We start from the raw sequence: 13,427 nt of genomic DNA, 5'->3' as shown, positions 1-13,427 counted from the left end.
AACTAACAAAGGCAGCACACGTCATAAACGTGCACTGCCCTATTCGTAATTAACGATTATTCAACTGATAAAATAAAAGGATAGAGTGATTGCTTTCCTTCCACAATTTCTACTTCTGCGTCTGGATAGTTCTCTTCAATAAAGCTAGCAAGTTCATTCGCTTCATCTTCAGTTGCATCTTCCCCAAATATCACCGTAATGATCTCTGAATCTTCATCTACTAAAGACGTAATTACTTCCTTCGCGGCGTCCATCATACCTGGTGTTGATAAAATAATTTTACCTTCCGCTAAAGCCATATAATCATCTTTATGGATTTCTACACCATCAATGGATGTATCCCGAACAGCAAATGTAACTTGACCAGTTTTTACATGCTCAAAGCCCTTTGTCATATTCGCTCTATTATCTTCAACTGATATTTCAGGATTGAAGGCTAATATGGCAGCCATCCCTTGTGGAATCGTTTTTGTTGGTACAACAGCAGCTTCAATATCAAGTAATTCTGCTGCTTGTTCTGCTGCCATAATAATATTTTTGTTATTCGGTAAAATTAGTACACGTTCCGCACCGATTTCTTTCACCGCTTTAACAATATCCTCTGTTGAAGGGTTCATCGTCTGGCCACCTTCAATTACATAGGATGCCCCGATTGAACGAAGTAGGTTCGCTACTCCCTCACCCATCGCAATTGTCACAACCGCATACGGATGGTGCTCTTTTTTCACAACAGGCGCCGCTTGAGACGGCTCGCTCACAATCGCAGAATGTTGCTCACGCATATTATCTACTTTAATTTTAATTAAGCTTCCATATTTTTGACCTGCTGCTAGTACGGCACCTGGTGTTTCTGAGTGGATATGTACTTTTGCAATTTCATCGTCCGAAATTACAAGTAACGAATCACCCATCGGATCTAGCTCTAGTCGAAACTGTTCTTCATCAAACGGTGCTTTATCAGCCTCAAAGCGTACCATAATTTCAGTACAATAGCCGAACTCAATATCTTCTGTGTTCATGAAGTCTTGTACACGATGATGTTCTGCATTAATTAAATCATCTAATGTAGCATCATTTTTTGCTGGTAGCGGCTCCCCTTTAAGGGATGCTAGGAATCCTTCGTAGACAAATAGTAAGCCTTGTCCACCACTATCTACAACACCGACTTCTTTTAAAACAGGTAGGAGTTCAGGTGTACGATCTAATGATGCCTTCGCTTCTGCGACGAATGCATCCATTACAGCAATAAGATTATCCTCAGTTTGAGCAACTTCTACACCCTTTGCCGCTGCTTCACGTGCAACAGTTAAAATAGTCCCTTCAACTGGCTTCATTACTGCTTTATAAGCTGTATCCACACCTGCTTGGAACGCATTTGCTAAACCTTTTGCGTCGATACTTTCTTCTTTTTCAATGAACTTTCCAAAGCCTCGGAATAATTGCGATAAAATAACGCCAGAATTCCCTCGTGCCCCCATTAATAAACCCTTTGATAACGCCTGTGCAGTTTTACCAATATGCTCTTGTACATTCACTTCGGTTTCCTTTGCACCAGATGTCATGGATAAATTCATATTCGTACCCGTATCCCCGTCTGGAACAGGGAATACGTTTAATGAATCTACATAACTTGCATTTTGGTAAAGATGGTGTGCACCCATTTGTACCATCTCTGCAAATTTAATTCCGTCTAAAGACTTCATTCGATTCTTACCCTCCTATTACACATTCATTACACGAACGCCTTGAACAAATATATTGACCGATTTTACGCTCATACCTAGTGTTTTATTTACTGTATATTTTACTTTCGATTGAACTTGGTAAGCAATCTCAGAAATTTTCGTACCATAGCTTACGATGATGTACATATCAATGTGTAAATCTTCACCTTCTTGACGAATAATTACACCTTTTGCAAAATTTTCTTTTCGTAAAATATCTGTTAAACCATCACGAACTTGATGTTTTGATGCCATACCTACGATACCGTAGCATTCAATAGCAGCTCCACCAGCGATTTGTGCAATTACATCATTCGAAATATCAATTTGGCCGAATTCATTTTTTAATTCTACTGACATAAGTATGCCCCCTTGGCTCTTTTTGACTAATCTCTATTGTATCATTATTACACTACATAGTACAGAATTGAAAACATCAACCCTTATATTATCAATATTTCTTAGATTTTACCACAATATAAATTGTGTAAAACGATGTATATAAACACTTATTATTTGAGCTAAAAGTGAGGTTATTTTAAATGCTCTAGTAGGCATTTTTATAAGACGAAAATAGGCAGGCTTCTATAATTGTTGTCGTTGACCTGCCAAATGTTTATAGTAACTGTTAACCAAATAAATCCGTTACCTTCTGCAATCAACAGGCTAGTTTCAATTCAATTATTCCTCGTATACAAGGTTAATCACCAGGATACATTTTCTACAAATTTAATTGATTTCTTAACGTAACCAGACTGTTTTGTTATATTTTTTGATAGTACATTACCCATCCCAATGATTTGAAACTTCCAGGAAAAATCATTTTCCGTTTTTTTATTATGTGATTTTACTTATTTTACCAACAAAATAGAAGAGCAGGAGGTGAGACTTTAATGAAGAAAAAGGTACTTTTATTTATTTTAACTATAGTAACTGCTGTATACTCTTTAATCTGCTTTATGTCCATTTTTGTCATTTTAAAGGATTTAGAGAATATAGGAAATATTTATGGATTAATCGCTTTTTTATACATATTATTCTCTGGTATTTCTTACTTAAATACAGAAAAGCAAGGTAACAAAATAAGTACACAAATAGAAGCAATCGCCCCTTTACAGAGCACACGACATCCCTAGACGTAATTGATACTAACACAGAATACTAACATTATAGAATGATGATACGTTATTTTTCATCTCCTAGCACGGTAGAAATCTAATTTCAGTTTGCGGCACATTATATCCATTTGTGAAAATTTCTAGTGGTGACAGGCTATCTACTTATAATGCCCTATATGGTTTAAGGCACACGCTATAAGGTGTATGAGCACAAATTTAAGGAAAAGGAAACGGTTACGATATATAGTGTAACACTAAAAGTAAACGGGACTATTTTCGAGGTCATTTGGTAAATTGTACTACGAAAACGCTTGCTACATAATAATTTTCAGATTGGGTTAAAAAGCATCTAATATACTATTATAATTCTGTTTAAAAAAGAAAACGTTAGCTTTCGTCTACTCGTTCACATTAAAGTATTTAATTCTAACAATTTTACATGTTACATTCCTTATCTTAACAAGCCAAAATACTTTATGAATGAAATTTATACTGTAAAGGTTTTTTTCTTGAAAGTATGTGCGAAATGTCTTGCAACGACCGTACGTCTATGTTAAATTATTATGGTATGTGAAATATCGAACTGAAAAAAAGCTTTCAGATCAACTGTAAGGAGGGAATTTACATGCCAAAACAATGTGTTATCACTGGCCGTAAAGCTCGTACAGGCAACAACCGTTCACACGCTATGAACGCTTCTAAACGTACTTGGGGTGCTAACCTTCAAAAAGTTCGTATCTTAGTTGACGGTAAGCCAAAACGCGTATGGGTTTCTGCTCGTGCATTAAAATCAGGTAAAATTGAGCGCGTTTAATCGCGTCCGAAGCACTGACAATAGTCGGTGCTTTTTTCTTTTTCTAGTTCTTCACACTAAGTATTGGAATGCCATTATCATTCATAAAATCCCTGCATATAGCCAAATGATAACATCAACACAGTTACTCCTACATATTATTTCCCCTACATTTATTATGTACTGCCAGCTAACAAGCTATGAACCCAAAGATTCTAATGCCCTTTAATAATGTTAAATCTCTCTCCATAATTTGAATTATTTTAAACCTCTTACAATAAGATAGTAAAAAGAACTTTATGAGGGGGGATTTGTAGAATGATAAAAAATGAGATAGGTGCATGCATTTTAAGAATCGTGTTAGGTGGGATATTCATTATTCACGGATTAGCTAAGTTTCAAGGAGGCATAACTGAAACAATTAGCAGGTTTGAAAGCTATAATATTCCATACGCCGAAGTTGTTGGGTACAGTGTAGTCGGAGTAGAGGTAATCGGTGGTTTCTTCTTAATTATCGGGTTTTCCACGCGATTTATCTCTTTATTATTTATCGCTATTATGATTGGCGCAATTGTCACTGTCACATTTGAGCAAGGTTTTTTAAATGGCTATGAATATAATATTGCACTAATAGGGATAGCTCTATACCTTTTACTAGCAGGCAGTCGCTTTTTAGCGTTAGATGGACTATTTATCGATAAAAAAAAGACAAGCAATAAAAGAAAGAACAAATTTCGTAGCTAATATTATGACTAGTATAAAATCCTTGAATACTATCACCCTATAAAAAGGAGCGACAAACCGCTATAATAGCGCTCTGTCGCCCCTTCTTATTTCTTCTCACGTTTAAATAACTTGATGCACGCGCGCGTCATACTACTTAAAAATTTTGGTAGTTGAAATGTGTATACCTTCAATAACGCTCCCCCTTAGTCAATGCTTCTTATCATTAAACATATGCCTTTGGAGAATTCAATATACGCATTATTCGAAACGATTTCATTACTTGTAAAGCGTGACGAGGATTGTTCTATTGTTTCTAGGGTCGTCTCATATTTTACTCCACGCAGTGTAACGTCAAGAACCTGCTCCCCGTACGCAAAAAATGATAGATAGCGAAAATCCTTTTTTGATGTCAATTCATGGCGACCGGGCAAAAGAAATTGCAGCTCATTTTGCTTATTGACGACTATAAATTGAATCTTAGGATTGATACGTTGCATGCGATATACGGAACGCATTGCTGCCTCGTAGTGATCTAAGCGTCCTCCTGTCACTCCAGTTACAATGATCTGTGTCGGGTTGAACTCAAGCGCTTTAAGAAGTGCTAGATCTGTGTCGGTTTCATCCTTCTCAGCCTGAAAAGACTCTACATGTGTAACCGCCGTTGAAATTTCTTCCCATTCCGTATGACTAACAGAATCAAAATCACCTACAATTGCAGTTGGTGTGATATTCCTAGCAAGTAAATAAGACGCCCCACGATCAACACCAACATAAACGTCTGCTTCAAGCTTTTCTAATGGATAGACTTCTTCATTTGGACCACCCGAACAGATTGCTACAATCATTGAATCGCTGCAAGGCCAGCTTGTTTAATTTCCTGTAGAGCCGCTGCACGATCCTCTTTACCATAGATGGCGGAACCAGCTACAAAAATATTTGCGCCTGCCTTTGCACATGGAACAATTGTTTCGGCTGTAATACCACCATCAATTTCAATATCAATCTTCAGCCCACGCTCTTTAATTATGTTAGCTAATGCTTCAATCTTCGGTAACACGGATGCAATAAATTTCTGACCACCAAAACCTGGGTTCACGGTCATAAATAACACCATATCTATATCTTCTAAAATATGTTGAATCGATTCTATCGGCGTGTGAGGGTTTAGTACAACACCTGGCTTCACACCAAATGAACGAATTAATTGAATAGTACGGTGTAGATGACGACAAGCCTCTACATGTACAGTAATATAGTCTGCACCTGCCTTTGCAAACTGTTCAATATATTGATCAGGATTTTCAATCATTAAATGAACATCCATCGGTAACGTTGATAGAGGACGAATCGCTTCTAATGCAATTGCTCCAAATGAAATATTCGGTACAAAGTGCCCATCCATTACATCAATATGGATAAGCTCTGCTCCTGCAGCCTCTACCTCTTTTACTTCTTCTCCTAATTTCGCAAAATTTGCAGCTAAAATAGATGGTGCAATTTTAATCATTTTTAGTACCTCGGCTTTCGATCTAGTATTTCCTGTAAAAATTGTTGGTAATGCTCGTAACGATATGGGCGAATTCCACCTGTTTCGAGCGCTTCTTTTACAGCACATTTCGGCTCCTTAATATGTAAACAGCCGCGAAACTTACAATGTTCACTTATTCGTGCAAACTCCGGGAAGCAAGCTGTTAACTCTTCCTTTTCGATGGTATCAAAATCAAAAGAACTAAAACCTGGTGTATCAGCCAGAAGCCCACCACACACTTCAATAAGTTCAACATGTCTTGTCGTATGCTTACCTCGCCCTAAGCTTTGTGAGATTACACCCGTTTTTAAATTCAATGCTGGAATTAATGTATTAAGCATTGTTGATTTTCCTACGCCTGATTGTCCAGCAAGTACAGTTGTTTTTCCTTTTAAAAAGGGCTCTAGAGTTGTTAGTAAAGTAGGGTCATCTTTATATGTTGATAATACTGTATAGCCAATCGCTTCATAGTCAGCAATATATTGTTGAAGACCCAATAATTCTTCATCCGTTACTAAATCCATCTTCGTTAAGCAAATAATCGGTTCAACATGAAACGACTCTAAAACAACAAGAAATCGGTCTAATAAAATTGTATTGAAATCAGGCTCTTTAGCAGAAAATACTAGTATTGCCTGATCTACATTAGCAATCGGTGGGCGCACAAGATCATTTTTGCGAGGATGAATTTTCATTACATATCCATCTGACTCGCCCTCTTTTGTATAATCTACTATATCTCCTACAAGTGGAGATTCGCCGCGGTTTCGGAATACTCCTCTACCCCGGCACTGAATTAATTCCCCGTCCTGTTCAACATAATAATAGCCACTTAATGCTTTTCTAATTTGGCCTTGCGCCATGAAATGCCTCCCTTAACTCTTCAAATCGTCGTAATGAATTTCTTTTTGTTCAATAATAACTCCGTCACGTTCGATTCTATAGCTCGCCTTCTTGCCTTCTTCAACCTCTAATTGAATACCATATCTTGTATTTTCCATAATTGAAAATACTTCAATTGGTTTTTCCATTGTATTCGTTTTATCACTAATATAAATTCGAACCTCTTGTTCTTCTTCAGGTTCTTCAGGCTCATATGGAATGACAACGGTATTTTTATAGAATTTTACAAGCTTTTGCTTAGGACCTTTTGAGATGACAACTTGAATTGTGCTTCCCTCTTCTAATTTCGTCCCTGCAGATGGCTTTTGAGAGATTACACTACCAGCTGGCACTGTATCAGAATATTCGGTTGAAACTTCCTTAATTATAAAGCCTGAACTACGTTCGTATTCATTTAATGCAGATTCATTATAGCCCTTTAAATTCGCTACTGAAACAGTATTTTTTCCTTTACTAACAGTGAAGGTGATGGTTGTATTTTTCACGATAATCTCTTCACCTGCAGCTGGATATTGGGCAATAATCGTACCAACCTCATCATCCGAATACTCATACTCGATATCAATATCTTCATATTCATCATTCTCTAATATTGTCATGACTTGATCAATATCACGACCTTCATAATTTTCCATTTCGACAGGCTCGTGACCAATACTAACAATTAAATTGATTTCCGAACCTTCTACTCGGGTTTTCCCGGCTTCTGGATCTGTTCCGATAACGTTTCCTTCTTCAATTTCTTCAGAATGCCGCTCTTCTTCCTTACCGACAACAAACCCAGCTTCTTCAAGCATCTTTGTTGCCTCTTCAATCGTGTGATTGGTCACATCAGGAATCTCTATTTTTGATGGAGTAAGGGCAAAGATTGCAATCACTATAATCACAGCAAGCCCAATTATGGTTCCTACAATAATTGGCCATTTTTTCTTTTTCGGCTTTTTCAAAGAGGGTGTAGCTTTTGGTGTTTCTGGCTTTGACCCTTCCTGCACTTTATTAATCATTTTCGTTTGCATCATATCATTAATAGGAAGATTTTCCTTAATAATCGGAATTGCCTTCGTTGCTTCATCGTCTAAAGGAGGCATATATTTCAACTCATTTGCACGCCCTGGTGATAAGACTGAAGCTAAGTCTTCTTCTAAATCTTCTACACTTTCATAACGATGATTTGCATCTTTAGCAGTTGCCTTTAATACGATGTTTTCTATACTTTGTGGAATCGTTGCATCAAACGCTCGCACTGATGGCGTTTCTGATTGCAAATGCTTTAAGGCAATAGAAACCGCACTTTCTCCTGAAAATGGTAGTTCTCCTGTTAACAGTTCATAAAGCACAATTCCTAACGAATAAATATCTGATTTATTTGTAGCAATTCCTCCACGGGCTTGCTCTGGCGATAAGTAATGCACTGTGCCCATGACCGAATTAGTTTGTGTATAGCTCGTTGCATTTAACGTCGTCGCAATGCCAAAATCAGTAATTTTTACATTTCCATCATCATCAACTAATATATTCTGTGGTTTAATATCACGGTGAATAATTCCATTTTCATGTGCATGTGCAATAGCAGACGTAAGCTGCTTCATAATATGGACACTGCGTGCTGGTGATAAAGGAGAAAACTCTTGTATGTATTGCTTTAATGTTTTCCCTTTAATGTATTCCATAACGATATAATGCATATCACCGTCTTCACCGACATCATATACACTTACAATATTAGGATGAGAAAGACTCGTTGCAGATAAGGCTTCTCGTTGAAAACGTCGATGCAACTCAGCCTCATTTGTAAAATCATAACGTAGTATTTTTATCGCTACATCTCGATTTAAAATCATGTCATGAGCTAAATATACATGCGACATACCGCCGCCACCGATAAGCTCTAAAATTTTGTATCGGTCACTTACACGTTTACCTACAAACATCCTTACACCTCCTTATCTTTCATCGTTACTAGCACTAGGGAAATATTATCCTCGCCGCCGCTATCATTCGCTAATTGTACTAGCTTCTTCCCTTTTTCCTGCAAGGACATTGGTAGGGTGATAATGGCTGCCATTTCACTAGTTGATAGCTTATTACTTAAACCATCAGAGCAAATTAATAAAGCAGAATCCTCTTCAAGTGTCACTTCATAAAAATCAGGCTGAATAGTGCTTTCCGTACCTAATGCCTTAAGTATAAAGTTTTTTTGCGGATGATTTTGTGCCTCTTCTTCACTAATTTCTCCACTTTCCAATAAAATATTGACATACGAATGGTCTCTCGTAATAAGTTCAACTGTTTCATTTGTAAAATGATATACACGGCTGTCGCCAACATGACTGATAGTGCAATGTGCACCATCAATCAGTACAGCGATTAACGTAGTCCCCATCCCTTTACAGCCTTCATGTGATAAAGAATAATTGTAAATCTTTTGATTGATATGAGAAACTGCATCTCTTAACCACTCTGCTTTACTCATTTGGCTTCCAAGTTGGTCATCACTTGCCTGTAAAAATAACTGTTGCAACTGCTCAATTGTCATCTCACTTGCAACATCTCCAGCATTATGTCCGCCCATTCCGTCCGCCAAAATCGCCAGCTTATAATGATCAGGTCGTTCAACAAATGTTACTCGATCTTCATTGACTGTACGTCTTAATCCAACATCACTTTCGACTGTGAAGTTCATTTTGGTCACCTACTTTATTTCTTCAGATCGTTCCGCTGCTCGTAATTGTCCACATGCAGCAGCAATATCTGCGCCTTGTTCACGACGAATCGTGACATTAATACCATTTTTCTTTAATGTTTTTTCAAATGCAAATATTTTACTACGAGACGTGCGAATATAATCACGCTCCGGCACATAATTAATCGGAATTAAATTCACATGACATTTAATATCTTTAATCAATGCAGATAATTCTTCTGCTATTTCAACAGAATCATTTTCCCCTGACATTAGACCATACTCAAATGTTACACGACGACCGGTCTTTTTCGTATAGTAGCGAACAGCTTCTAACAACTCATCAATTTTATACGCTCTTGCAATCGGCATAAGCTTTTGACGCGCCTCCTGATTTGGGGCATGCAGTGATACAGCAAAATTAATTTGCATTTGTTCATCTGCAAACTGATAAATTTTAGGTACGATACCAGAAGTCGAAACGGTAATATGACGAGCACCAATGTTCAAGCCCTTATCATCGTTTACAATTTTTAGGAAATTCATCATAGCCTCATAATTATCGAAAGGTTCTCCGATTCCCATAATGACAATCGAACTAACACGTTCACCTGTTTCATCTAACTTTTGCTGAACTTTTACAACTTGCTCGACAATTTCTCCTGCCATTAAGTGACGCTTCAAACCGCCAAGTGTCGAGGCACAAAATGTACAGCCAATTCGGCATCCAACCTGTGTTGTTACACAAATCGAATTACCATATTCATGTCTCATTAATACTGTCTCAATAGAGTAGCCGTCCTGTAATTGAAATAGAAATTTTATCGTTCCATCTTTTGATTCTTGCTTAACGAGTGTTGATAGGGTCGTTAGAGCAAAGTTCTCTTCTAATTTGTCACGTAGACCCTTTGATAGATTTGACATTTCATCAAAAGTTTTCACACGTTTACTATATAGCCATTCAAAAATTTGAGCGGCACGGAACGGTTTTTCTCCGTTAGCCTTTAGCCATTCCTGCAGCTCATCTGGACGAAGCGAATAAATCGATTCCTTCAGTTTCGGCTTTTCTTTTTTTACAGGGTGGGCAGGCTTTTCTTCCGCCTCCTGGACTAAATCTTGAATACGTTCATCAAATTTATTTTGATCTTCCACTTAATTTGCTTCTCCTTTTTTACGAAAGGCGGCAACGAAAAATCCGTCACTACCAAAATCTTGTGGGAATACTTGAAGCATTCCATGTTGTTGTTTCGCTAATAGTGTCTCTGGTAAATTCGTCAATGGCTCAGCTTCCATTTCAGGATGACTCGCTAAAAACGCTTCAACCGTTCCTTCATTTTCTTTTTTATCTACGGTACAAGTGCTATAGACAAGACGACCACCCGGCTTTAATACGCTAACAGCATTATCCAAAATTGCGAGCTGAACCGTTTGTAGACTTTCTAAATCTTCCTCGCGCTTCGTATATTTTATATCCGGCTTTCGACGCATCACACCTAAACCTGAGCATGGGGCATCCACGAGCACCGCATCAAAGCTTTCTTTTCCAAGGAAGTTCGCCGCCTTACGTCCATCAATCGGTGCTGTCTGAACAATATCAAGTCCTAGGCGAGCTGTATTTTCATCGATTAAGTCCAATTTATGTGGATGTAAGTCCATCGCTAGTATTTGTCCATCATTTTGCATTTTTTCAGCGATATGCGTTGTTTTTCCACCAGGAGCTGCACACATATCGAGTACCTTCATTCCCGGCTGTGGATTTAATACGTTCGCAGGAAGCATTGAGCTTTCATCTTGGATCGTAATGAGTCCATTTCTAAATGCACCGGTACGTGCCGCCTGGCCATTTCTTAAATAAATACATTCAGGTATAACGGCACTTCGTTCAGCTTTCACACCTTCACGCTCTAGGGTCGTTAGAACTTGCTCAACGGATGCCTTCGTTACATTTACTCGAACGGTTTGTATTGGAGGCACATTATTTTCTTGGAGCATGGCGGCCGTTTGGTCAAAACCATAGCTTTCCACCCATCGATCAACTAGCCACTGGGGATGACTCGTTGCAATTGCAAGACGTTCATTCGGATTTACGATCTCATCTGTTGAACGTACACCTTCACGTAATATTGAACGAAGAATACCATTCACCATGCTGGCAATCCCTTTATGCCCTCGATGTTTCGCTATTTCTACAGCCTCATTTACAGCTGCATGCGCAGGGATACGTGATAGGTATTCCATTTGATATAAGGATAGACGCAATAGCCAGCGGACCCAGATATCTACTTTACCTCGAATAAACGGCTCTAAATAATAATCAAGCGTATATTTATGCTGAAGTGTACCGTACGTTAGCTCAGTTAGCAGTGCACGATCTTTTTCCTCAATTTTATATTTTTCAATCGTTTTGTGTAACAATAGATTACTGTACGCTTGATTTTTATCTATTGAAAGAAGAATTGTAAGCGCCGCATCACGCACATTACCATTCCAAATTTGTACTTTCTTTTTACTCATTCAAAACGGTCCCCAATCTGTAATTTCGCTCCTGTACCGCGCAAATATTCTTCCGCCTGCATACGTTTTTTACCTGCGGGCTGACAGTCGTATATCGCTAAGCTGCCACCATCACCAGCAGCAATTTCAAAATAATCTTTTGCAATATGGATTACTTCTCCTGGTGTAGCACTGTTTGTAGTATGCCCAACTTGTGCCCACCAAATTTTAAAGTTTGCACCTTCAAATGTTGTATACGCAACCGGCCAAGGATGAAGGCCACGAACTTGATTATATAAAGTTCGCGCATCCTTGTTCCAATCGATTCGCTCCTGCTCACGTGAAATATTACTTGCATACGTTACTTGCGATTCATCTTGTGGAATTCGCTCATTGCTACCGTCAGTAATTGAAGGCAACGTATCCTTTAATAATTCACGACCTACATCACTTAATTTTTCAAACATACTACCTGTATTATCTGACTCTTCAATATTGATCGCACGCTGACTAATAATATCGCCTGCATCTAATTTTTCAGCCATATACATAATTGTTACACCGGTTGTTTTCTGACCATCCATAATTGCTTGATGAATTGGCGCTCCACCACGATACTTCGGAAGTAACGATGCATGCACATTTATACAACCTAAACGTGGTGCTTCTAATAAATCTTTAGGCAATATTTGACCAAATGCAGCTGTAACGACTAGGTCTGGATGTAGATCTAAAATTTGCTGCAATTCCGCAGAACCTCTTAGTTTTTCAGGTTGAATAACTGGCAATCCTAGACGCACTGCCTCTTCTTTTACAGGAGGAGGTGTTAACACTTTTTTACGCCCTACTGGACGATCAGGTTGCGTAACAACAGCAAGAATATTATAGCCCTCTTCATGTAGCATCCGTAAAATCGGTGCCGAAAAGGCAGGAGTTCCCATAAAAACAATATTTGTCATTTTACTCCTCCTCTACATCAGCATACATTTCTTCAAGTTCTGCTTCTGTTAAAATACGGACGATTTTTGAGTCAAATAAGATGCCATCTAAATGATCAATTTCATGTAAGATGACACGTGCTTCGAAATCTTCTGCCTCTAGCTCATAAATGCGACCTTCACGATCAGACGCTTCAATTTTTACATAGGTAGGGCGCTTTACTAGGCCAAATAAATTAGGGAAGCTTAAGCACCCTTCCACGTCTTCTTCCTCTCCGCGCGTTTCTAAAACAATTGGATTAATCATTTCTAAAATATCCTCGCCTAGCTCGACAATAGCAACTCGTAAGGGGACATTTATTTGTGGTGCAGCAATACCTACACCGTCATGCTCAACCATTGTGTCATATAAATCATCTAAGAGTGTAAGGATATCTTCATTGATTTCCTCCACTTCCTTTGTTGTTTCTGATAATACTTTTGCAGGTGCCTGAACTACCTCTTTAATCGCCATACTATAC

General features: G+C 38.2%; 16 protein-coding genes. 4 read left to right on the top strand and 12 right to left on the bottom strand.

From position 1 onward, the window contains the following. Positions 1 to 56 precede the first annotated feature (56 nt). The gene (locus V4T18_RS07085; RefSeq protein WP_332648093.1) at positions 57 to 1,703 is read right to left on the bottom strand and encodes a DAK2 domain-containing protein; all 1,647 of its coding nucleotides are present in this window, start codon (positions 1,701 to 1,703) and stop codon (positions 57 to 59) included. 18 nt (positions 1,704 to 1,721) lie between these two features. Continuing rightward, entirely contained in the window at positions 1,722 to 2,084 is a 363-nt protein-coding gene (locus V4T18_RS07080) for an Asp23/Gls24 family envelope stress response protein (RefSeq protein WP_332648091.1), read from the bottom strand. A 252-nt stretch (positions 2,085 to 2,336) separates the two neighbouring features. Here V4T18_RS07080 and V4T18_RS07075 point away from each other — a divergent pair, with 252 nt between their 5' ends. The 4 genes from V4T18_RS07075 (at position 2,337) to V4T18_RS07060 (ending at position 4,379) form a co-directional block, all read left to right on the top strand. Next, positions 2,337 to 2,474, top strand: a complete 138-nt coding sequence (locus V4T18_RS07075) for a hypothetical protein (protein WP_332648089.1) — start codon at positions 2,337 to 2,339, stop codon at positions 2,472 to 2,474. 143 nt (positions 2,475 to 2,617) lie between these two features. Then, positions 2,618 to 2,860 (top strand): hypothetical protein, encoded by a 243-nt coding sequence (locus V4T18_RS07070; RefSeq protein ID WP_332648087.1) that lies wholly within the window; start codon positions 2,618 to 2,620, stop codon positions 2,858 to 2,860. Positions 2,861 to 3,467: 607 nt separating this feature from the next. Then, complete coding sequence (rpmB, locus tag V4T18_RS07065; RefSeq protein ID WP_049668398.1) at positions 3,468 to 3,656, top strand: 50S ribosomal protein L28; 189 nt, start codon at positions 3,468 to 3,470, stop codon at positions 3,654 to 3,656. 297 nt (positions 3,657 to 3,953) lie between these two features. Further along, the gene (locus V4T18_RS07060) at positions 3,954 to 4,379 is read left to right on the top strand and encodes a DoxX family protein (RefSeq protein ID WP_332648080.1); all 426 of its coding nucleotides are present in this window, start codon (positions 3,954 to 3,956) and stop codon (positions 4,377 to 4,379) included. Between the two features lie 86 nt (positions 4,380 to 4,465). On the opposite strand, the gene spoVM is transcribed toward V4T18_RS07060, so the two are convergent. Genes spoVM through def form a run of 10 tightly spaced genes read right to left on the bottom strand, consistent with a single transcriptional unit; the run spans position 4,466 to position 13,420 of the window. Next, positions 4,466 to 4,552 (bottom strand): stage V sporulation protein SpoVM, encoded by an 87-nt coding sequence (gene spoVM, locus V4T18_RS07055; RefSeq protein WP_332648142.1) that lies wholly within the window; start codon positions 4,550 to 4,552, stop codon positions 4,466 to 4,468. Positions 4,553 to 4,564: 12 nt separating this feature from the next. Next, positions 4,565 to 5,206: a thiamine diphosphokinase gene (locus V4T18_RS07050; RefSeq protein ID WP_332648077.1), complete on the bottom strand. Its 642-nt coding sequence runs from the start codon at positions 5,204 to 5,206 to the stop codon at positions 4,565 to 4,567. Next, positions 5,203 to 5,868, bottom strand: coding sequence for a ribulose-phosphate 3-epimerase (gene rpe / locus V4T18_RS07045; protein WP_332648074.1), 666 nt, complete (start codon positions 5,866 to 5,868; stop codon positions 5,203 to 5,205). The genes V4T18_RS07050 and rpe overlap by 4 nt, the downstream gene beginning before the upstream one ends. Before the next feature lie 2 nt (positions 5,869 to 5,870). Continuing rightward, positions 5,871 to 6,752: a ribosome small subunit-dependent GTPase A gene (rsgA, locus tag V4T18_RS07040; protein ID WP_332648072.1), complete on the bottom strand. Its 882-nt coding sequence runs from the start codon at positions 6,750 to 6,752 to the stop codon at positions 5,871 to 5,873. Positions 6,753 to 6,764: 12 nt separating this feature from the next. Next, complete coding sequence (gene pknB / locus V4T18_RS07035; protein WP_332648070.1) at positions 6,765 to 8,723, bottom strand: Stk1 family PASTA domain-containing Ser/Thr kinase; 1,959 nt, start codon at positions 8,721 to 8,723, stop codon at positions 6,765 to 6,767. Between the two features lie 2 nt (positions 8,724 to 8,725). Further along, the gene (locus tag V4T18_RS07030) at positions 8,726 to 9,475 is read right to left on the bottom strand and encodes a Stp1/IreP family PP2C-type Ser/Thr phosphatase (RefSeq protein ID WP_332648067.1); all 750 of its coding nucleotides are present in this window, start codon (positions 9,473 to 9,475) and stop codon (positions 8,726 to 8,728) included. Positions 9,476 to 9,484: 9 nt separating this feature from the next. Further along, positions 9,485 to 10,627, bottom strand: a complete 1,143-nt coding sequence (rlmN, locus tag V4T18_RS07025; RefSeq protein ID WP_332648064.1) for a 23S rRNA (adenine(2503)-C(2))-methyltransferase RlmN — start codon at positions 10,625 to 10,627, stop codon at positions 9,485 to 9,487. Continuing rightward, positions 10,628 to 11,989 (bottom strand): 16S rRNA (cytosine(967)-C(5))-methyltransferase RsmB, encoded by a 1,362-nt coding sequence (rsmB, locus tag V4T18_RS07020; RefSeq protein ID WP_332648062.1) that lies wholly within the window; start codon positions 11,987 to 11,989, stop codon positions 10,628 to 10,630. Beyond that, positions 11,986 to 12,927, bottom strand: a complete 942-nt coding sequence (gene fmt / locus V4T18_RS07015; RefSeq protein WP_332648060.1) for a methionyl-tRNA formyltransferase — start codon at positions 12,925 to 12,927, stop codon at positions 11,986 to 11,988. The genes rsmB and fmt overlap by 4 nt, the downstream gene beginning before the upstream one ends. A gap of 1 nt (position 12,928) precedes the next feature. Then, complete coding sequence (gene def, locus V4T18_RS07010) at positions 12,929 to 13,420, bottom strand: peptide deformylase (protein ID WP_332648058.1); 492 nt, start codon at positions 13,418 to 13,420, stop codon at positions 12,929 to 12,931. Positions 13,421 to 13,427 lie beyond the last annotated feature (7 nt).

Source organism: Lysinibacillus sp. 54212 (genome assembly GCF_036662795.1).
Classification (GTDB): Bacteria; Bacillota; Bacilli; order Bacillales_A; family Planococcaceae; genus Lysinibacillus_B.
This window is presented reverse-complemented; position numbering and strand designations above follow the sequence as displayed.

Bases quoted from the DNA above. Each gene is read 5' to 3' on its own strand.
- rpmB (WP_049668398.1), top strand. From the start codon at position 3,468: ATGCCAAAACAATGTGTTATCACTGGCCGTAAAGCTCGTACAGGCAAC.
- V4T18_RS07070 (WP_332648087.1), top strand. From the start codon at position 2,618: ATGAAGAAAAAGGTACTTTTATTTATTTTAACTATAGTAACTGCTGTA.
- pknB (WP_332648070.1), bottom strand. From the start codon at position 8,723: ATGTTTGTAGGTAAACGTGTAAGTGACCGATACAAAATTTTAGAGCTT.
- rpe (WP_332648074.1), bottom strand. From the start codon at position 5,868: ATGATTAAAATTGCACCATCTATTTTAGCTGCAAATTTTGCGAAATTA.
- rsmB (WP_332648062.1), bottom strand. From the start codon at position 11,989: ATGAGTAAAAAGAAAGTACAAATTTGGAATGGTAATGTGCGTGATGCG.
- V4T18_RS07030 (WP_332648067.1), bottom strand. From the start codon at position 9,475: ATGAACTTCACAGTCGAAAGTGATGTTGGATTAAGACGTACAGTCAAT.
- V4T18_RS07050 (WP_332648077.1), bottom strand. From the start codon at position 5,206: ATGATTGTAGCAATCTGTTCGGGTGGTCCAAATGAAGAAGTCTATCCA.
- V4T18_RS07060 (WP_332648080.1), top strand. From the start codon at position 3,954: ATGATAAAAAATGAGATAGGTGCATGCATTTTAAGAATCGTGTTAGGT.
- V4T18_RS07075 (WP_332648089.1), top strand. From the start codon at position 2,337: ATGTTTATAGTAACTGTTAACCAAATAAATCCGTTACCTTCTGCAATC.
- V4T18_RS07085 (WP_332648093.1), bottom strand. From the start codon at position 1,703: ATGAAGTCTTTAGACGGAATTAAATTTGCAGAGATGGTACAAATGGGT.
- V4T18_RS07080 (WP_332648091.1), bottom strand. From the start codon at position 2,084: ATGTCAGTAGAATTAAAAAATGAATTCGGCCAAATTGATATTTCGAAT.
- rsgA (WP_332648072.1), bottom strand. From the start codon at position 6,752: ATGGCGCAAGGCCAAATTAGAAAAGCATTAAGTGGCTATTATTATGTT.
- def (WP_332648058.1), bottom strand. From the start codon at position 13,420: ATGGCGATTAAAGAGGTAGTTCAGGCACCTGCAAAAGTATTATCAGAA.
- fmt (WP_332648060.1), bottom strand. From the start codon at position 12,927: ATGACAAATATTGTTTTTATGGGAACTCCTGCCTTTTCGGCACCGATT.